General features: G+C 34.6%; 23 protein-coding genes and 1 pseudogene. 9 read left to right on the forward strand and 15 right to left on the reverse strand.

Features of this window, described 5'->3' with window-relative positions; all coding sequences use genetic code 11:
• Window positions 1–3 precede the first annotated feature (3 nt).
• The 5 genes from ACQVV1_RS21760 to ACQVV1_RS21780 all read right to left on the reverse strand — a co-directional run bounded on the left by ACQVV1_RS21760 (window position 4) and on the right by ACQVV1_RS21780 (window position 3,386).
• The gene (locus ACQVV1_RS21760; protein WP_000849109.1) at window positions 4–231 is read right to left on the reverse strand and encodes a hypothetical protein; all 228 of its coding nucleotides are present in this window, start codon (window positions 229–231) and stop codon (window positions 4–6) included.
• A gap of 227 nt (window positions 232–458) precedes the next feature.
• Window positions 459–1,565 carry a recombinase family protein gene (locus ACQVV1_RS21765; protein ID WP_431169494.1) on the reverse strand — a complete coding sequence of 369 codons (1,107 nt, stop codon included), beginning with the start codon at window positions 1,563–1,565 and terminating at the stop codon, window positions 459–461.
• 296 nt (window positions 1,566–1,861) lie between these two features.
• The gene (locus ACQVV1_RS21770) at window positions 1,862–2,398 is read right to left on the reverse strand and encodes a DUF3267 domain-containing protein (RefSeq protein ID WP_060632649.1); all 537 of its coding nucleotides are present in this window, start codon (window positions 2,396–2,398) and stop codon (window positions 1,862–1,864) included.
• A 106-nt stretch (window positions 2,399–2,504) separates the two neighbouring features.
• Window positions 2,505–2,984, reverse strand: coding sequence for an antimutator 8-oxo-(dGTP/GTP)ase (gene mutTA / locus ACQVV1_RS21775; RefSeq protein ID WP_000276389.1), 480 nt, complete (start codon window positions 2,982–2,984; stop codon window positions 2,505–2,507).
• Window positions 2,985–3,068: 84 nt separating this feature from the next.
• The gene (locus tag ACQVV1_RS21780) at window positions 3,069–3,386 is read right to left on the reverse strand and encodes a hypothetical protein (protein WP_000435821.1); all 318 of its coding nucleotides are present in this window, start codon (window positions 3,384–3,386) and stop codon (window positions 3,069–3,071) included.
• 83 nt (window positions 3,387–3,469) lie between these two features.
• Here ACQVV1_RS21780 and ytzI point away from each other — a divergent pair, with 83 nt between their 5' ends.
• Genes ytzI through ACQVV1_RS21800 form a run of 4 tightly spaced genes read left to right on the forward strand, consistent with a single transcriptional unit; the run spans window position 3,470 to window position 4,326 of the window.
• Window positions 3,470–3,619, forward strand: coding sequence for a YtzI protein (gene ytzI / locus ACQVV1_RS21785; RefSeq protein WP_071710957.1), 150 nt, complete (start codon window positions 3,470–3,472; stop codon window positions 3,617–3,619).
• Window positions 3,612–3,797 (forward strand): hypothetical protein, encoded by a 186-nt coding sequence (locus ACQVV1_RS21790; RefSeq protein WP_431169518.1) that lies wholly within the window; start codon window positions 3,612–3,614, stop codon window positions 3,795–3,797. The genes ytzI and ACQVV1_RS21790 overlap by 8 nt, the downstream gene beginning before the upstream one ends.
• A 44-nt stretch (window positions 3,798–3,841) precedes the next feature.
• Window positions 3,842–4,072, forward strand: coding sequence for a YczI family protein (locus ACQVV1_RS21795; RefSeq protein WP_060632651.1), 231 nt, complete (start codon window positions 3,842–3,844; stop codon window positions 4,070–4,072).
• A gap of 23 nt (window positions 4,073–4,095) precedes the next feature.
• Window positions 4,096–4,326 (forward strand): YczI family protein, encoded by a 231-nt coding sequence (locus tag ACQVV1_RS21800; protein WP_242252372.1) that lies wholly within the window; start codon window positions 4,096–4,098, stop codon window positions 4,324–4,326.
• A gap of 226 nt (window positions 4,327–4,552) precedes the next feature.
• Here the strand turns inward: ACQVV1_RS21800 and luxS are convergent, their stop codons facing one another.
• Window positions 4,553–5,026, reverse strand: a complete 474-nt coding sequence (gene luxS, locus ACQVV1_RS21805) for an S-ribosylhomocysteine lyase LuxS (protein WP_001141371.1) — start codon at window positions 5,024–5,026, stop codon at window positions 4,553–4,555.
• Window positions 5,027–5,154: 128 nt separating this feature from the next.
• Between luxS and yidD the strand changes: the two genes are divergently transcribed.
• Window positions 5,155–5,391 carry a membrane protein insertion efficiency factor YidD gene (gene yidD / locus ACQVV1_RS21810; protein ID WP_063223642.1) on the forward strand — a complete coding sequence of 79 codons (237 nt, stop codon included), beginning with the start codon at window positions 5,155–5,157 and terminating at the stop codon, window positions 5,389–5,391.
• Here the strand turns inward: yidD and ACQVV1_RS21815 are convergent.
• The gene (locus ACQVV1_RS21815) at window positions 5,388–5,951 is read right to left on the reverse strand and encodes a beta-class carbonic anhydrase (protein WP_000838170.1); all 564 of its coding nucleotides are present in this window, start codon (window positions 5,949–5,951) and stop codon (window positions 5,388–5,390) included. The genes yidD and ACQVV1_RS21815 overlap by 4 nt on opposite strands.
• A gap of 224 nt (window positions 5,952–6,175) precedes the next feature.
• Here ACQVV1_RS21815 and cydA point away from each other — a divergent pair, with 224 nt between their 5' ends.
• Both cydA and cydB read left to right on the forward strand, forming a co-directional pair.
• Window positions 6,176–7,525 carry a cytochrome ubiquinol oxidase subunit I gene (cydA, locus tag ACQVV1_RS21820; protein WP_063223643.1) on the forward strand — a complete coding sequence of 450 codons (1,350 nt, stop codon included), beginning with the start codon at window positions 6,176–6,178 and terminating at the stop codon, window positions 7,523–7,525.
• Window positions 7,515–8,543 (forward strand): cytochrome d ubiquinol oxidase subunit II, encoded by a 1,029-nt coding sequence (cydB, locus tag ACQVV1_RS21825; protein WP_063223644.1) that lies wholly within the window; start codon window positions 7,515–7,517, stop codon window positions 8,541–8,543. Before cydA ends, cydB begins: the two co-directional genes overlap by 11 nt.
• Window positions 8,544–8,709: 166 nt before the next feature.
• Here the strand turns inward: cydB and ACQVV1_RS21830 are convergent, their stop codons facing one another.
• Window positions 8,710–8,943 (reverse strand): spore germination protein, encoded by a 234-nt coding sequence (locus ACQVV1_RS21830; RefSeq protein ID WP_277930088.1) that lies wholly within the window; start codon window positions 8,941–8,943, stop codon window positions 8,710–8,712.
• Between the two features lie 82 nt (window positions 8,944–9,025).
• Window positions 9,026–9,832: an S-layer homology domain-containing protein gene (locus tag ACQVV1_RS21835; protein ID WP_242252370.1), complete on the reverse strand. Its 807-nt coding sequence runs from the start codon at window positions 9,830–9,832 to the stop codon at window positions 9,026–9,028.
• A gap of 708 nt (window positions 9,833–10,540) precedes the next feature.
• Here ACQVV1_RS21835 and ACQVV1_RS21840 point away from each other — a divergent pair.
• On the forward strand, window positions 10,541–11,575 hold the full coding sequence (locus ACQVV1_RS21840; protein ID WP_242252369.1) for a YdcF family protein: 1,035 nt from the start codon (window positions 10,541–10,543) through the stop codon (window positions 11,573–11,575).
• Window positions 11,576–11,625: 50 nt separating this feature from the next.
• Here ACQVV1_RS21840 and ACQVV1_RS21845 read toward each other — a convergent pair.
• Window positions 11,626–11,942 (reverse strand): annotated as a pseudogene (locus tag ACQVV1_RS21845) (zinc-ribbon domain-containing protein).
• A 241-nt stretch (window positions 11,943–12,183) separates the two neighbouring features.
• Here ACQVV1_RS21845 and ACQVV1_RS21850 point away from each other — a divergent pair.
• A complete protein-coding gene (locus tag ACQVV1_RS21850) occupies window positions 12,184–13,056 on the forward strand; it encodes a YitT family protein (RefSeq protein ID WP_000411240.1) in 873 nt (290 codons plus the stop codon).
• 110 nt (window positions 13,057–13,166) lie between these two features.
• On the opposite strand, the gene ACQVV1_RS21855 is transcribed toward ACQVV1_RS21850, so the two are convergent.
• The 5 genes from ACQVV1_RS21855 to ACQVV1_RS21875 form a co-directional block, all read right to left on the reverse strand.
• On the reverse strand, window positions 13,167–13,385 hold the full coding sequence (locus ACQVV1_RS21855) for a hypothetical protein (RefSeq protein ID WP_242252364.1): 219 nt from the start codon (window positions 13,383–13,385) through the stop codon (window positions 13,167–13,169).
• A 99-nt stretch (window positions 13,386–13,484) separates the two neighbouring features.
• Window positions 13,485–14,300 (reverse strand): DUF4247 domain-containing protein, encoded by an 816-nt coding sequence (locus ACQVV1_RS21860; protein WP_063223650.1) that lies wholly within the window; start codon window positions 14,298–14,300, stop codon window positions 13,485–13,487.
• Between the two features lie 12 nt (window positions 14,301–14,312).
• Window positions 14,313–14,819 (reverse strand): DUF4178 domain-containing protein, encoded by a 507-nt coding sequence (locus ACQVV1_RS21865; protein WP_060632659.1) that lies wholly within the window; start codon window positions 14,817–14,819, stop codon window positions 14,313–14,315.
• Window positions 14,820–14,840: 21 nt separating this feature from the next.
• On the reverse strand, window positions 14,841–15,245 hold the full coding sequence (locus ACQVV1_RS21870) for a DUF350 domain-containing protein (protein ID WP_002067791.1): 405 nt from the start codon (window positions 15,243–15,245) through the stop codon (window positions 14,841–14,843).
• A 79-nt stretch (window positions 15,246–15,324) separates the two neighbouring features.
• Complete coding sequence (locus ACQVV1_RS21875) at window positions 15,325–15,990, reverse strand: PspA/IM30 family protein (RefSeq protein WP_000110279.1); 666 nt, start codon at window positions 15,988–15,990, stop codon at window positions 15,325–15,327.
• Window positions 15,991–16,335: the final 345 nt, after the last annotated feature.

The following is a 16,335-nucleotide window of genomic DNA, read 5'->3' on the forward strand; positions in this document are numbered from 1 at the left end:
CTTTTACTTTTTATCACACATCTTTGTTTCATTTTTAACGTTTCCATCCGCAACCGTAACTGTATGGAAACAGTCTTTCACACGTACTGTAACGACATTATCTTTTCGATCTATCACATGATAATCATTAAACTTTTTATCCAATGCACTACGAATTTGCTCCCCTTCAAAAATCGGAAAACCGTGAGACATTACCCAAATGAGACCAGCAACAGCAAGAATCGTTTTCATACGTTTCATTACCTCCTCGAGAGTAAACTTATAGCCCCTACAACACGCGCATTATAATTGTGTCTAAATTGTGACATTTTTATACTAATTCTATTTTATAGTGATAGTTCCTTCTTCTTTTTAATAAAAAAGACAGAATTTTCAATTTTATCAACATGAAAAACGCAAAGAACTAAAATTCTTTACGTTTTCTTGGCTAAAATATACAACTCGCATTAATGTCCACTTTATTGCTCTATCGTTTTCGAAACATCATATAATCCCGACAACACTTCCGCTCTCATTCTTACAAGCTCAGGGAACTGATAAAAGAACGCAATTTTTTTATACTTTAACTCCGATCCTTCTTTCACCTTTTTGGAATCTTGCAAAATAAACGCTGTAAACGTATCAGCAATATCTTCTGCTACATTTGTCGTTCCATACTGTGAGACAAACTCATCTTGCTTTTCTTTAAAAAATTCAATTTGAGTTTCTTCACTTTCTTCTACTTTCTTTTCTGTCCACTCCTGCTCAATAGGCTTCCAGAAAGCGTTATAAAATTGATTAATATAAGATTTTTCCTTCGCACATCCCTCTTGTAAGAAAAGATTTCCACATTTATTTCGGTACGTTGAAATATCTTTATCTTCTTCAAAAGCCTTTACATAGTTTTCATCTACTGGTATTTGCTTATACCCGAGCGTCAACACGTGAGCCGTCTCATGAATTAATGTTTTCATCACTTCATCGATATTTACCGCAGAATCAAGCGTATCTAGGCTAAGAGTCCAGTCTTTCGGATTCTCCATACTCGGCATAACATGGGCAACAACACCGTCATAACCATCCGTTATTAAATCAAATTCTGTTATATTACCGCGATATTTAGCTGGAATGAGTGTACGATACATATCCCATAAGTCTTCATGATAACCTCTATCTTGACGTTGTTGCAGCACCTCTTCTTTCGCTTCTTTATCTTCAGCGAATACTTTATTTAAACGTTTCCGTTCTATCTTTTCAAAATAAGGATCTACAATTTCATCACCATCGATATAATAAGAAGCTAAAAAGAAATAACTTTCATCATCATCATCGTCTTTTTTCTGCTCTGCCTCTTTCATATCTGCACTTTCATGCTCTTCTATATCATAATCTTCTACTGCCTCAAGCTCAGATAATCCATCTATTTTTTCATATACTTTTTGAAGTGTATTATCTCCTATTTCCACGCATTCTTCTTCTGTTTTACACACTTCTTTTTCTTTCACACTCTTCATAGAACTATCGCATCCTGCTAGTAAGCCGATTGCAACAATCCCTCCCACTAACTTGCCATACAGTCTCTTCATACAATCCTCCATTATTCCATTCTACAAAAATATAATAATCTCTTTTTAACGAATATGCGATAATTAATTATATAAACTGTAAGGAGGTTTCCCATGATTCGAGCAGTCTTCTTCTAAAAAATTATATCAGCGATTTTTCGAATATATCGAACACAACTTGAAATATATCAGCGATTTTTGAAATATATCGACTGTAACTCAAATTATATCGGCGATTTTCACAATATATCGACTTACCTACAAAAACTGACAAACAAAAAAGAAGCCGTCGTTTAAAAACGCCTCCTCTTCCTTACTTACTCATATACTGTAAACTGCGGCTTACTCGGATGATCCTTAACTAGCGCATCATCTGGAAACTTTGAAACTTTTTGATATAAGGCAATGTCACCGATACAACTCGCTGTTAGTAAAATTCCTAAAAATGAGAGTGGCTCCAGATTCATAACTAATCCCAATACAATTGGCAAAATTCCAGTCGGTAAAAACGGTAACATTAACACTTTCTTCATTTGCTTTACTGTAATTTCTTTTTTAGAATGAGCGTATGCTACACCTAATTTCCAATTGACGCCCCATGTTAGTTCACTCCACGGAACACCTCCGATATAACGAAATCCAATTAAATGTATTGCCTCATGAATACAAACGAAAACAATCATTCCAATAATCAAAAGAAACATAACGGGCAATGTAAATTCAAATTGAACCCCACCTGAAAGAAATATATGCAAATAACCAATTCCAAACGCCAAAGCGAATATTATAAGAAATGCATAGATATTTAATTTAACCATCGAAACAGTAACAGTTGTTTCTTTTCTGTTATCCATCTTCCCCTCCTAAAATGTAAATATATCTTTACAAAATTGTATAATATACCCAAAATAATGTAAAGATATATTTACATTTCACACAAAAAAAAAGAAATCGGCCACTTTACTTCGTAAAACAGCCGATTTCTTCTATATGTTTCATCGTACGCGCCAATACATCGTCGCGCATTATAAAGCTAAATTTTCTATCTGTTTTAATGTTATCAGGAATGTCTGTTAATAAAACAGATCCTTTCGTTTCTTCGTAATGCGTATGTTGTTCTACCGCACTAATTGTTGCAAAATAAATGTTTTTAATGATTATTTTGTCTTTTCCAGATACTTTATATTGTCCTAAGTAAGTTAAATCAGAAACTATGCCGCCAGTTTCTTCATGAACTTCTCGAACTGCCGCTTCTTCCGGTGTTTCCCCTAGTTCTACTTTACCACCTGGAAATTCAAGACCGCGACGTAAATGATGTGTTAATAACCATTGATCCCCGTACCGGCATACAACCCAAACATGCTTTGGCTCAGGAGAAAATGGATAACGTTCAAACGATAATTGTACAGTGTTGTGGTAATAATCTTTAAATTTGTACATGCCATTACTCCCCTATTGATGGTTACAAGTTTTTCCTACCACAAATTGTAGCATATTCTCGCTTTTCTGCATAATATTATCCAATTATAATCCATTGATTATTCCCATTTGCGCGACTAATTCTTTCGTCTCATGATTTCCCAAATCGTAAATCATTTTATATGCTTTTTGTAGTTGTTCATCATATCGGTCATTATTAGAATCGTGATGATACTCAACAAATGGAACGTGGGAGCGTACAAATGAACCTAAATCCTCTACATACGCTTGATCGAAATACTCTCTTAACTCCGTAATTTCCTCATCACTTGCGGAAATCTCAAAATTATACGTATCCGCCGTCTTCACTTGTGAAATTTGACCGTTTCCTATTGATATATAATATGTTTTTTTCTGTTCCATGTAACGCCCTTCTTTCATCCTTTTTATTTCTATTGTTTTCATCAATTACAAAATTATGTAAAATAAAGAAAAGGAGGGATTCCATGTTCAAAATATTAATTATCGGTATTATCATCGTCCTAGTCATATTAGTACTCTCCGTCATGACGATTAATAAGGGGTATGCTTATAAACATTCTATTGATAAACCAGAAGATAACCCGTATACAAAAAACAGCAAGAAGAATTCATAATACGCTTCGTATACTACTTATTTTAATCGTACTCAATGCCATCCTCATATCTAGTATTACTTTAACGACAGTTCAAAATACCTTTCTACCACTTTCACAATTTCTATTAGGAGCTTCACTATTCCTCATTGCCCTTGAACAAATAAAGAAAAAAGATTCAAGAATCGGATTTATTTAGATTTTCCTCATCATTAGCTATATAAAATAACAGGGGGGATATATATGCTAAAAGGATTACAGATTACTTTTGCACTCATTGCATTATGCATAGTAATCTACGGATATTTTACTGGTAATAGAGAAATGACGCCTTATATGTTCATTTTCTTAGGATTAATGGCTTTCACTATAGGACTAGGAGAAATAAAACAAGACAGAAAATCTAGTGGTATATTTGCTTTCATAGCTGGTGCTGGTGCTTTATTTCTTAGCTTCTCAGAACTATTCCGATAAATAGTCTATTTAAAGGAGGTTATATGTTTAAAAACATTCGAATTATACTAGCAACGATTGCCCTCATCCTCGCTATATTTAGCCTCTTTGCAAATATCTCTATACTTTTGTCATTCGTATTCATTCTTTTGAGTATTATGTTTATCCTTTTTGGAATTGATGAAATAAAGAAACAGGAAAAAGCAAAAGCATTTGTTTATTTTCTCGGTTCTGCCTTTGTTTTATATGTTGGGGTGTCTAGTATATTTTCCTAAAAAAGAGGCCGTCCAATACATATTTTAGACGGCCTTTTCTTTTTATTCGCTTCATACCCTTGTCAATTTTTGTCGGTAAATCGATATCCAGTGTCGAAACGTCGATATATTAAAAAAATCGTTGATATATTTCAAGTTGCGTTCGATATATTTGAAAAATCGTCGATATCATTTCATTTATTATGGTGCTACAAAAAAACTGCCCTTTCACAGGCAGTTTTCCTTTTTATCCAAATACTTTCTCAAGTTCATCTTTATCTTGGCTTAACCAGAAGTTCATTAAGCGTTGTGCTCCTTCTAAGTCATGAAGCTTCGCTTGACCACATTGCGTTTCATTTGCAGCTGGAATTTCTGTAATTTGAACCGCATCTTTTAATGTTAGTTCTAATAAATCAATGATTTCTCGAACTGTCGGTGTTCCGCTTACTACAAGATAGTATCCTGTTTGGCAGCCCATCGGTGAAATATCGATAATATCAAAATGCGGATAACGATCAATATATTTACGTAAATTAAATGCTAATAAATGCTCTAACGTATGAATAACATCTGGTTTCATTGCTTGTTTATTCGGTTGGCAAAAACGAATATCAAATTTATTTACAATACCGTCACTACCTACATTGTGAACTCCGCAATGTCTTACATAAGGTGCCTTTACAATCGTATGATCTAATTCAAAGCTTTCTACTGATGGCATACAACATCTCTCCCGCTTTTAATTTAATTCCGTTATATCCAATATGATATAACGGAAATGCACATTAGTAAAGTATTATGTACAGTCGTGCTATAATACTTTAAGAATATGCTGAAAAGGAGACCGTTATGAAACAGATTTTTATTGGGATTATACACTTTTATCAAAAGTTCATTTCTCCAATGACACCACCAACGTGCCGCTTTTACCCAACTTGCTCTCATTATGGATTAGAAGCGTTTCAAAAACATGGTGCCCTTAAAGGGTTTTTGCTTACATGTAAGCGTATATTAAAATGTCACCCTTTCCATCCGGGAGGATTTGATCCTGTCCCAGATAAAAAGGATGACAATATAAAGTCTTAATTATCGTAACCATTCACAACTAAATCTAATTTTCCTGTATCAGGATCTATAACAAGACCGTGAACAGGTACTTCTTCTGGAAGTAATGGATGGTTGCGAAGTATTGATACGCTATGTTCTACACTTTCTTCTACACTAGAGAACCCTTGTAGGAATCTTTCTAAATCGATTCCAGAATAACGAAGTGTATCTAATTTCTCATCTGTTACACCGCGCTCTTTCATCTTCTCAATCGTACTACTTGCTTGAATTTTTGCCATACCGCAATCGTGGTGACCAACCACACATACTTCATCAGCACCAAGTTCATATACAGCCACTAAAATACTACGCATAATACTGCCAAACGGATGTGAAATAACAGCGCCTGCTACTTTAATAATTTTCACATCACCGTTACGCATATTCATCGCTTTTGGTAATAATTCAACAAGACGTGTATCCATACAAGAGATAATTACCATTTTTTTATTCGGAAATTTTCCCGTTTCATATTCTTCGTATTTTTTTTCTTCAACGAATTTTTCATTGTATTGTAAAATCTCTTCTAATGACTTCATAGTAAAGAACCCTCTTTTCTCTCATTTACATTACTTATATAGTGTACCAAAATTTAAAAAACTCAAAAAGGATATTGGTTTATAGTAAAAATAGGATATTTTCAGATAACCGACATAATTCTTTCAAAATATACACACACCTTTGTAACAAGTCCCCCCTATTTAAAACGTATTTTCACTATAAACTGATTGTAGATAATGTAAAAAAGGAGTGAATATTCATTATGTCCGACGTTCTGTTACTGAGTCGTTTTCAATTTGCAATTACTATTTTTTATCATTTTTTATTTGTACCTTTGACAATCGGACTTGTTATTTTAGTAGCATGTATGGAAACTCAATACGCCCGCACATTGAATCCAACATACCGCAAAATGGCAAATTTCTGGGGTAAATTATTTACAATTAATTTCGTAATGGGGATTATAACCGGGATTACGATGGAATTCCAATTTGGAACAAACTGGTCTGAGTACTCCAAATATATGGGAGATATTTTCGGATCACCTCTCGCAATCGAAGCACTCGTTGCCTTCTTCTTAGAATCTACTTTCATGGGAATATGGTTATTCGGTAAAGACAAAATTTCACCAAAGTTCCGTGCCTTCTGTATGTGGATGGTTGCACTTGGAACAAATATTTCCGCCCTTTGGATTATTACAGCAAACGGCTTTATGCAAAACCCTGTTGGCTACGTCGTACGTAACGGCCGCGCTGAATTAAATGACTTCTGGGCACTCGTTACAAATCCATACGCTTGGAATATGTTCTTCCATACTGTAATTGGTTGCTATATTGTTGGTGCTTTCTTCGTTATGGCAATTAGTGCCTATCACTTATTACGTAAGAATGAAGTTGAATTCTTCAAAAAATCATTTAAGTTTGGCTTACTGTTAGGCTTATTCGCCGCAACAATTACACCGTTTATGGGACATCAATCTGGTGTATCAGCAGCTAAATATCAACCAGCTAAAGGTGCTGCGATGGAAGCTGTTTGGGAAACTGGAAAAGGACAAGGTTTCTCGATTGTTCAAATTCCTGATGTAAAAAACGAAAAGAACTTTGAATTCCTAACGATTCCAAAGTTAGGAAGCTTCTTCTATACAAATTCATTTGATGGCGAAATTGTTGGTTTAAAAGATATTCCGAAAGAAGATCGTCCAAATGTTAACCTCGTGTACTATAGCTTCCGCTTAATGGTTGCACTTGGTATGTTCTTTATGGCATTAACTTGGTATGGCTTCTATTTAAACCGAAAAGGAAAACTAGAAAACTCAAAACGTTACTTAAAAATTACAATATGGTCTGTTTTACTACCATATATCGCAATTAACGCTGGTTGGATTGTTGCCGAAGTAGGTCGTCAACCATGGACAGTTTATAAACTAATGCGTACCGCAGAATCTGTATCACCTATATCTGTTCCACAAATTTGGTTCTCATTAATTAGTTTAATCTTGTTCTACACTTTACTTTTAATCGCAGACGTATATTTAATGCTGAAGTTCGCAAAAAAAGGACCAGCAGCATTAGAAGAACCTGCTACTGAAGGAGGTGCAGCTCATGTCTCATGATATGCTTGCAATCATCTGGTTTGGTTTATGGGGCGTGATTTGGACAGTTTACTTTATTCTTGATGGGTATGCGCTTGGTAACGGAATGATTTTCCCTTTCGTTGCGAAAGACCGACAGGAACGAAATCAATTACAAGAAGCAATCGGCCCGTTCTGGGGTGGTAATGAAGTGTGGTTAATTACAGCTGGTGGCGCAACATTTGCTGCCTTCCCAGTCACATATGCAAATATGTTTAGCTACCTATATACACCACTATTTTTAGTATTACTTGCACTGTTTGCTCGTGCTGCTGGACTGGAATTCATGCATAAAGACGATTCACCAATTTGGCAAAAAACTTGTAAATGGGCATTTACAATTGGTAGTTTCCTAATTGCTTTCTTATTCGGAGTTACCTTCGCTAACCTTTATTATGGACTACAAATCGGAAAAAATGGCTATGAAGGAAATTTACTTAGCTTACTAAATCATTACGGTATTTTAGGAGGTCTGTTCTTCACTGCTATATTCGTCGTATCTGGTGCCCTTTGGGTTATGATTAAAACGACTGGTGAAGTATCTGATCGAGCTTATAAAATCGCAAGACCATTTTCAATGGCAGCTGCTATCATTTTAGCTATTTTCTATGTAGCTACTGCTAATCGTACAAACTTATTCCACAATTTCACAGAATATCCGGTACTATTCATTCTTCCGGTACTTGCCATGTTAATGAGTGTACTCGCACTTATTATGGTGTATAAACATAAAATCGGCCTTGCATTTACATTCGTTTGCTTAACAATCGCAATGTTTATGACAACTGGCTTTGCAGGCATGTTCCCAAGAATGTTACCATCTCGTATTAATGATGCTTATAGTACAACGTTATACAACGCAGCTGGTAGTCAATTAAACTTAAAAATTATGTTCTTCGTTGCAATGGTTATGGTGCCAATTGTTATTGGATATCAACTTTGGAGCTACAGTATCTTTAAAAATAAAATTCATAAAGATTCCGCTAAAGGGTATCACTAAGATGAAAAAAGACACTTCTTTTGAAGTGTCTTTTTTATACGTATGATTTTCGATAGGATGTTATATTTCAAATCTAACAACTATAATACAGAAGAATCATTAACAGCTCACAGCTAGATTGTAGCACAGGGCAAGTTCATCATTTTATGCAATTTTACATATTTCTCTATAAAGTAAATTGTATTCCCTGATCATTCACATCACTATCCCCTACATCTGCTGTACTAATCCCGCTAAATGTTTGTACTTTAATCCCTGTATTCGATGATCCCGATCCATTATAAGCTTTCGTTTTTTCAATCGGCTGGACGTTATATTTATCTCCTAAATTAATCGTTCCGTTACAGTTTTCAATAATAACCCCTTCCACAATTGACGGCATTTTGTCACCTACTTTCATTTCCTTACTTTCATTTTATGAAAAGCGCCTAAAAAAATAGCATGTTTCCATAAGAAAAAGCACTCAAACTGAGTGCTTTTTCTTATTTACCTTTTTTCTTTTTCTCACAAGCAATTCCATCGCCATCACGGTCTAAATGCTTACCATAATATGGACTATCTCTTGTAATGTCATAATATCCCGCATCGTTTGCTTCTTTACAATTAGCAAAACGTTTCGGATCTGGTTTTACTTCTGGCTTCACTTCTGGTTGTGGTTGTTTTGCTCCTGGTCTTTCTTCAAATGGTAACGTTGCATTATATAAGAACTGAACGTATTGCTCACGACTTACATGCATTTTAGGTGCGAATTTACCATCACCAGTTCCAGCCGTAATATAATTTGATTTAATTGCAGTAATCGCAGGATTCGCCCAACCATTTCTATCTACATCCGGGAAATTATGATCCCCTCTTATTTGCAATTGGAATCCCCTTGTCAAAATTTGTGCCATTTCTTCGCGAGTTAACGAATCTTTCGGTCTAAATTTCCCTGTGTTATCTCCAACGAACACACCCATCTCTGTTAAAGCAAGAATCTCTTTTTTAAACATAGTTGAACGATCCGTAACATCTTTATACGGATTGTTATACTGTTCTTTTACTACCGGTTTTAAATGACGGAACATAAGAGCTGCAACTTGTTCACGCGTTACATCATCACCAAATCCAAAAATCCCATTTCCGTATCCGGCAACAACGTTTTTATTTGCTAAATCCATAATTGCTTTATAAGACCAATGATTGTTTGGAACATCTTTAAAACCTACGCTTGCCTGCGCTGTTCCAATTGAAGTAAATGCTGTAGTTGCAACAAGTGCACCTGTTAAAATTAATTTTTTAAATCCCATACTTAAGTCTCCTTATCTTTTCCATAATAACCATTTAACAATATAACAAATTATTTAAATATAATTTGTCATATTCTGTCGAACACAAAAAAGAATCCAGCAGGATTCTTTTTTGCTAAGCATGAATGGCAATTTTGGAGACAGTTGACTTCTTCAAAAATTTATTAGGGGTAATATTTTGAAAAAGAAAGCCTTTCATATGTAGATTAACACTTCTGGAATATATAGTAAATTGATAATCTTTATACGGAAGATTGCTAATGTTTAGTATAGATAGTTTCCACTATGCAAACAGTAAAAACACTCTATACTAAACAACAAAAAGGCGCCTTCAGAGAAGACACCTTCATAAACAAACACTATAAAACAGAATTATTTATTGTTATACGATTGTTAGATACAAAAAGTAGAGGGAAATGTTTGTATTAAATTCTGCTTTATAAAGTCTGTCTATAACTTATATTTTAATCTTCTTCATTTAAAAATAAATATAATATGCATAATTACATACCTAAAAGAAAAGACACCCCATAGAGTGCCTCTTCAACCATTTTACTTTTAATATCTCGCCTTTTATACATTTTAACATATGTATTCATATATTTTATTGAGAAAATTCAAAATCCTTTTTCTTTCATTTCTAATTATAAAATCATGTAATATAAAAGATATGTCAAATTCTTATACAAATTGAGGTGTACTATATTTATGTCTTTCGGAATTATCCCTCTTATATTGTTTATTATTTTTCTTATCTCCTATCTAAAAGATCCACGAAAAATAATAAATGGGTTTTTATTTAATGCCTTTTTCTGTTTTTTCCTGCTTTTTTGTGTGATTATATCTGTGAATGCAAGTAGTGATGTCCTACGCTACATTATAATTTTACCTATTTTAGCACTTCTCATTATGCTTCCTTTCGGTTTTATTGCCTTAATGTTTGGATTATTTCTTAATGCAAGAATTTTAATGAAGCGAGAAGGACGTCGGTTCACTAACTGTTTAACACTCCTTGCTGCTTTAGGGATGTTATTCTTTATGTTACTCCCTATTATAAATCCAGCAAGTTTGGTCTCATCACATTTAGAGCCTATTTTTGCAGGTATTTCTCTTATAAGCGTATATTTCTTCATACACTTATCTAACTTCTTAAGCGCTTATTTTCTATATCAATTCAACAGACCAAGGCGTAATCAAGATTTCATCATCGTTCTTGGTAGCGGCTTAATTAATGATAAAGTACCACCTTTACTTGCAAGTCGTATTAATAAAGCAATCGACTTTTACTGGAAACAAGCAGCTGTGAATACACCACCAACAATCATTTTCTCTGGTGGCCAAGGTCCAGATGAAGGTCTTCCTGAAGCAGAAGCGATGCAAAAGTATGCTGTTGAAAAAGGAATTCCGATTGAACATACAGTGCAAGAAAATCGCTCTGTAAACACATATCAAAATATGTTGTTCTCTAAAGAAATTATGGATTCTTTAAAACCAGACGGTAAGTATAGAAGTATCTTTACAACGAATAATTTCCACCTTTTCCGCGCTGGTATATATGCAAGACAAGCTGGTCTTAATAGCCAAGGAATCGGATCAAAAACTGCATTTTATTACTGGCCTAATGCAATGATTCGCGAATATGTCGCAATCGTCGTTATGGGACGTAAGCGCCATATGAAAATATGTGGAACTATTTTAGGCTTCGCTTTATTCCTAACAGTAATTAGTTTTATTATTTCTTAATAGCTACAAAAAAAATGATCCTCTTTCATGAAAGAGGATCATTTTTTTAGTTAAACAATTAACATAAACGCATACAAGACATTAATAATTCCTGAAACGATTCCAACAATAGCAAACACTTTACTCGTACCCGTCACTTTTTTATTTAAACCTAATATAGAAAATACAATAGCTACCGTACCAACAAGCCCCCATAAATTAATAAACCAAGATATCAATCCCGTTATAAAGCCAACTAATGAAAAAACTCTATATCACTATTTGGATGACTGGCTATTACTTTTTCATAATTAAGACTCTCTCCACACTGTCCACAAAACTTATTCTCCTCGTTCGTTTCATTCCCACATTTCGTACAGTATCTCACAGAATCTCCTCCCTAATATGAACGCCCTAACTGTACATATTTATACTGTTCATTCTACTTTTTTATATCAGAATTATGCCCGCTCACTAATCATTTACAGGTGTATTTAAAATAATAATATGGTGATAATATTCCCTGCATACATCCATTAAAGGAGAATTTTTTCAAATTAAATGTTAAAATGAAATTTAGGTGTGAATTACGTAACAAATAAGAAACTAGTTTGAAACGAGGAAATTACATGGAGAAAATTATCAAAAACAAGCCCAATAAGCTAAAAATCGCTTCAAAAGCTTTGATGATTATTATTGGGGCATTTATCACAGCGTACGGATTAGAAGCAGTATTAATTCCAAATAACGTATCAGACGGTGGTGTAACTGGTTTAAGTATCGTTAGTTCAAGATTATTTGGATTGCCATTAGGAGCTCTAATCGCAGTTATTAACATTCCTTTCGTTTGGTTAGGGTATAAACAAATAGGTAAAAGCTTCGCAATTTATTCTATTATCGGGATTGCTTCATTAGCAATAGGTACCGTTGTCATGCACGGAATACCAGCTATTATTGAAGGCGATACATTATTAGTTACAGTTGTTGGTGGTATTATCATCGGTTTTGGTATGGGACTAGCATTACGTAACGGTGGAGCATTAGATGGAATCGATATGCTAGCTGTATTACTTTCTCGTAAGTTACCATTTGGAACGAGTGACCTTATTTTATTCTTAAACATGTTCGTATTTATTTTCGTATCAACAGTATTCGGCCTTCAAGGAGCTATCCTTTCGGCAATTGCTTACTTTATTGCTTCGAAAGTGATTCATATCGTTGAAGTTGGGTTAAGTGGTTCGAAAGCATTTAAAATCATTACAAAAGAGCCTGAATTAATGGTAGAAACAATTCGTGACCGTTTAGGCCGAAGTGCAACATATAACGAAGTATACGGTGGTTATTCAAGAGAGAAATTCAAAGAAATTTCTTGTGTAATTAACCGTTTAGAAGAAAGTAAAATGAAAGAACTTATTAATGAAATCGATCCACACGCCTTTATTACAGTTTATGACGTAGCAGAAGTAAAAGGCGGTAATTTCAAGAAACGTGATATTCATTAATCATTATGAATAAAGAGGGTGTGCTAACATTTTGGCACACCCTCTTCTTATACTACCGTTGTCAGTTTTTGTCGGTAAGTCGATATATTTCAATAATCGCTGATATATTTTTACTCGCTCCATCTTCCTCCCCGTTTAATCCACGCTACATACTTTTGAAAAGCCGTCACTTTATGTTGAAAGCGTAGCGGAACATATAGAAAAAGGGTACATGTACATAGTATCCATAGAATACCTACCACAAAGTGAAATTTCACCATTCTACTAATAAACAAGCTCAAGAATAATACGAGGAACATAATTACACTAAATCTTTTATACATAGTCATACTATTCCCTCCTTATGTCTTAATTGCACCAACTAAAAGGGATTTATTTCCACAACAAAAAAAAGACCGAAAAGCAAATTCCACTTTTCGGTCTCTACACTATCTTCTCTTCGTAATTTTCCCAGAACCACCGACCCTCGTTTTCGGAGGAGATGTATTCCTTGGCGGCGTTTTAATAGATGATTTCGGCTTCACATCTGATCCGCTCGAACCACCTGGTGTTTTCGTTATTTTCCCTTTGCTTCCAGTAGAAGGCGGAGGCGTGCTGCTTCCTTTTTTCGTAATACTTCCAGTATCTCCTACAGAAGATTTCGAATCTACATTATCGCCACGCTTAATGATAGATCCTTTCCCTTCCTTCGTAATTGGAGGTGGGGTTTTCTTTTCTTCTTTTGTAGGTGGTCTCTCTGGAATAACTGGTTTATGATTTTGTCTGTCATTATATCCGCGATAATCACCGGATGATGATTTTCGTGAACCGAATATATCGTTTAAAATACTTCCCATAATATATCCTTGCAAGAAGGATGGTTGGTAATTTTGACGGACAAACTCTTTATTACTTATTTCAATTAACGTATCAGATGGCTTCTCTTTATCCTTTTGCAGATTATAAATCTTATCAGAATAAACGAGGAACATTTGATTTTCGTCTTCTTTAGATGCTTGCTTCGGTTCTCTTTCATTAATGAGTTCCTTTGCGACTTCAGGAACTGACCGATTGGCGGCCCTATACACGTAAGATTCTTGTTTACCTTCTTTTGCGACAGATTCAAGTGGATAACGGTCTTGAATCGACTTTGTCTGTCCGCCCTGACAACCTGATAAGGCATATCCAGCAACAACAAGTAATATAACGATAGCAAGTATAGGGATCACGAACGATTTAATCATGGTAAACAATCGGTTTGACATGATTACGCCCCCTTACGTTGCTCTTATAATTTGTACATCAGCAGGAATAATTGCTTCTCCCTCATACATCATTGTGCGACCATTTTGCCATTCAATACGCAATAATTTTCGATTATCTGATTGGAATTCCCATACATGCTGTTCTTCTGAAGCAGAGAATGGTGTTTTCCCCATCACAACAACACGTCCGTTATATTGCTCTTCCATATGGTACTCTGTATCATCCATTTCAATTGTCGTCGGAATTTCATCAATCGAATCTAACCGACCATCAATTGGTGTATATAATTTGTAATACGTATTTTCACGGTCTTCAATTTTTAAATAACGAATATCTTTCCCGTCTTGCAGTGTTAAAACAATTTCTTTACGAGAATGCATACTCGTTTTTCCAGTTAATTCGTACATAATTAATGAAACTTCGATCATATCACCAGGAGCTAACGTTAATAAACTTTTCTCTGGTTTCGGCGGCTCTGGACTCTTCATTATATTTTTAATCCGTTTAAATAAACTCATGACCTACACCTCCTTCTCTCTTTATAAACAAGCACCTAAAATAAGTGCACCAACGATATGTAATGATCCGGCCAACATCGCATGTGCAACACTGCCTTCTTTCGTACCTTCTTCTAAATCTAAACCAGCCATTTTCCTTAACACAAATTCAATAAACATTTCTACTACTAACAAAATAACGAAAGAAACTGCTGATGCAAGTAGCGCTTGCCATAAGTCATTTGCTTTCGTAATCGATTGAGATAGGATGTATCCTTGCGCAAATAATTTCATAACGAAACGAGTTGTTACAGCTGTATTCCCATTTTTTATTTCTTTTAAATCATTGTATTTTGTAAAAATCGAATCAACCCACATAATTGCAAATAAAAGTACTGCACTTGCTCCAGTCCATACAAGCATGGCTAATACATTTGTCCATGTCATTGCAAAACCTCCTCTAAATATAATAGAAAACCGACATGAATTTGTTTAGACATGTCGGTTCATTTGTCTCTATTCTATATTATTTCTCATACTGCTTCATAATACGAGCTAATTCATCGTCAACAGCAGAATTTTTGTTTAAGCTTGCGAATTCATCATCTAATGATTTTTCTTTTTTATACACTTCACCGCTTGCTTCTGCTTCAGCCTCTAATTGAAGAGCTTTCTCTTCCATACGGCTTAAACCAGCTTTCGCTGAATTTGAATCAAATCCAGACATTGCCTGATTAATATTCTTTTGTGCTTTCGCCGCATTTACACGTGCTACAAGTGTTTCACGTTTATTTTTCAGCTCTGTTAATTGCTTACGCATTTCTTCTAGCTTCAGGCGAAGATTATCAGCAGCAGCTTTGTTTTGCTCATAGCTTGCTTTATACTCATTCATCTTTTGCTCTGCATTTTGTTTTTCTTCAAGAGCACGACGCGCAAGGTCAAGATTGCTTGCTTGAACAGCCATATGAGCTTGCTCTTCACGTTTTTTCACAAGTGCTTCTTGCTCTTCAAATAATATTTTGAATTTCTTCTCAAGTGCAATTTGAGCTGCTACACTTTTCTCAGCTTCTTGTACATCCGCTTGCATATCGCGTAAATATTGATCCGTCATCTTAACTGGATCTTCCGCTTTTTCAATTATTGAATACACATTTGACATTGTTAAATCTCTTAATCGTTTAAATACAGACATCCAAATTCCTCCTATGATATACCTCATATTTCAAATTTACTACTTGGAAAACTGAAAAATCTCCCTTTACAGTAAAGAATAGTAATTTTTACAGCCTATGTGTTTATTATAACAAAACAAAGATGTACTTACATGTTATTTCCAAAATACATCCATTATAATATGACATTCTAGATGCAATATTGTATTTCTAATATATTCTCATTATCTCCCTTTAAAATTAACTTACTTTTTTGCGATTTCACTAAATTACAGAAGTGTAATATTACTGTAAGCTAACTCGATAGTTACGTTTCCATATTTCTTATACACTAATACCAGAAGCAGCAAACAAGCTTCTCATCA

The sequence above is a fragment of the Bacillus basilensis genome, from assembly GCF_050630465.1.
In the GTDB taxonomy this organism is placed as follows: domain Bacteria; phylum Bacillota; class Bacilli; order Bacillales; family Bacillaceae_G; genus Bacillus_A; species Bacillus_A basilensis.

Excerpts from the sequence above, each read along its gene's own strand:
- cydA (WP_063223643.1), top strand. The coding sequence starts at position 6,176 with ATGTCCGACGTTCTGTTACTGAGTCGTTTTCAATTTGCAATTACTATT.
- ACQVV1_RS21875 (WP_000110279.1), bottom strand. The coding sequence starts at position 15,990 with ATGTCTGTATTTAAACGATTAAGAGATTTAACAATGTCAAATGTGTAT.
- ACQVV1_RS21815 (WP_000838170.1), bottom strand. The coding sequence starts at position 5,951 with ATGAAGTCATTAGAAGAGATTTTACAATACAATGAAAAATTCGTTGAA.
- ACQVV1_RS21860 (WP_063223650.1), bottom strand. The coding sequence starts at position 14,300 with ATGTCAAACCGATTGTTTACCATGATTAAATCGTTCGTGATCCCTATA.
- cydB (WP_063223644.1), top strand. The coding sequence starts at position 7,515 with ATGTCTCATGATATGCTTGCAATCATCTGGTTTGGTTTATGGGGCGTG.
- mutTA (WP_000276389.1), bottom strand. The coding sequence starts at position 2,984 with ATGTACAAATTTAAAGATTATTACCACAACACTGTACAATTATCGTTT.
- ytzI (WP_071710957.1), top strand. The coding sequence starts at position 3,470 with ATGTTCAAAATATTAATTATCGGTATTATCATCGTCCTAGTCATATTA.
- ACQVV1_RS21865 (WP_060632659.1), bottom strand. The coding sequence starts at position 14,819 with ATGAGTTTATTTAAACGGATTAAAAATATAATGAAGAGTCCAGAGCCG.
- ACQVV1_RS21795 (WP_060632651.1), top strand. The coding sequence starts at position 3,842 with ATGCTAAAAGGATTACAGATTACTTTTGCACTCATTGCATTATGCATA.
- ACQVV1_RS21765 (WP_431169494.1), bottom strand. The coding sequence starts at position 1,565 with ATGAAGAGACTGTATGGCAAGTTAGTGGGAGGGATTGTTGCAATCGGC.
- ACQVV1_RS21800 (WP_242252372.1), top strand. The coding sequence starts at position 4,096 with ATGTTTAAAAACATTCGAATTATACTAGCAACGATTGCCCTCATCCTC.
- ACQVV1_RS21835 (WP_242252370.1), bottom strand. The coding sequence starts at position 9,832 with ATGGGATTTAAAAAATTAATTTTAACAGGTGCACTTGTTGCAACTACA.
- ACQVV1_RS21870 (WP_002067791.1), bottom strand. The coding sequence starts at position 15,245 with ATGACATGGACAAATGTATTAGCCATGCTTGTATGGACTGGAGCAAGT.
- ACQVV1_RS21780 (WP_000435821.1), bottom strand. The coding sequence starts at position 3,386 with ATGGAACAGAAAAAAACATATTATATATCAATAGGAAACGGTCAAATT.
- yidD (WP_063223642.1), top strand. The coding sequence starts at position 5,155 with ATGAAACAGATTTTTATTGGGATTATACACTTTTATCAAAAGTTCATT.
- ACQVV1_RS21850 (WP_000411240.1), top strand. The coding sequence starts at position 12,184 with ATGGAGAAAATTATCAAAAACAAGCCCAATAAGCTAAAAATCGCTTCA.
- ACQVV1_RS21830 (WP_277930088.1), bottom strand. The coding sequence starts at position 8,943 with ATGAAAGTAGGTGACAAAATGCCGTCAATTGTGGAAGGGGTTATTATT.
- ACQVV1_RS21840 (WP_242252369.1), top strand. The coding sequence starts at position 10,541 with ATGTCTTTCGGAATTATCCCTCTTATATTGTTTATTATTTTTCTTATC.
- ACQVV1_RS21855 (WP_242252364.1), bottom strand. The coding sequence starts at position 13,385 with ATGACTATGTATAAAAGATTTAGTGTAATTATGTTCCTCGTATTATTC.
- luxS (WP_001141371.1), bottom strand. The coding sequence starts at position 5,026 with ATGCCATCAGTAGAAAGCTTTGAATTAGATCATACGATTGTAAAGGCA.
- ACQVV1_RS21760 (WP_000849109.1), bottom strand. The coding sequence starts at position 231 with ATGAAAACGATTCTTGCTGTTGCTGGTCTCATTTGGGTAATGTCTCAC.
- ACQVV1_RS21770 (WP_060632649.1), bottom strand. The coding sequence starts at position 2,398 with ATGGATAACAGAAAAGAAACAACTGTTACTGTTTCGATGGTTAAATTA.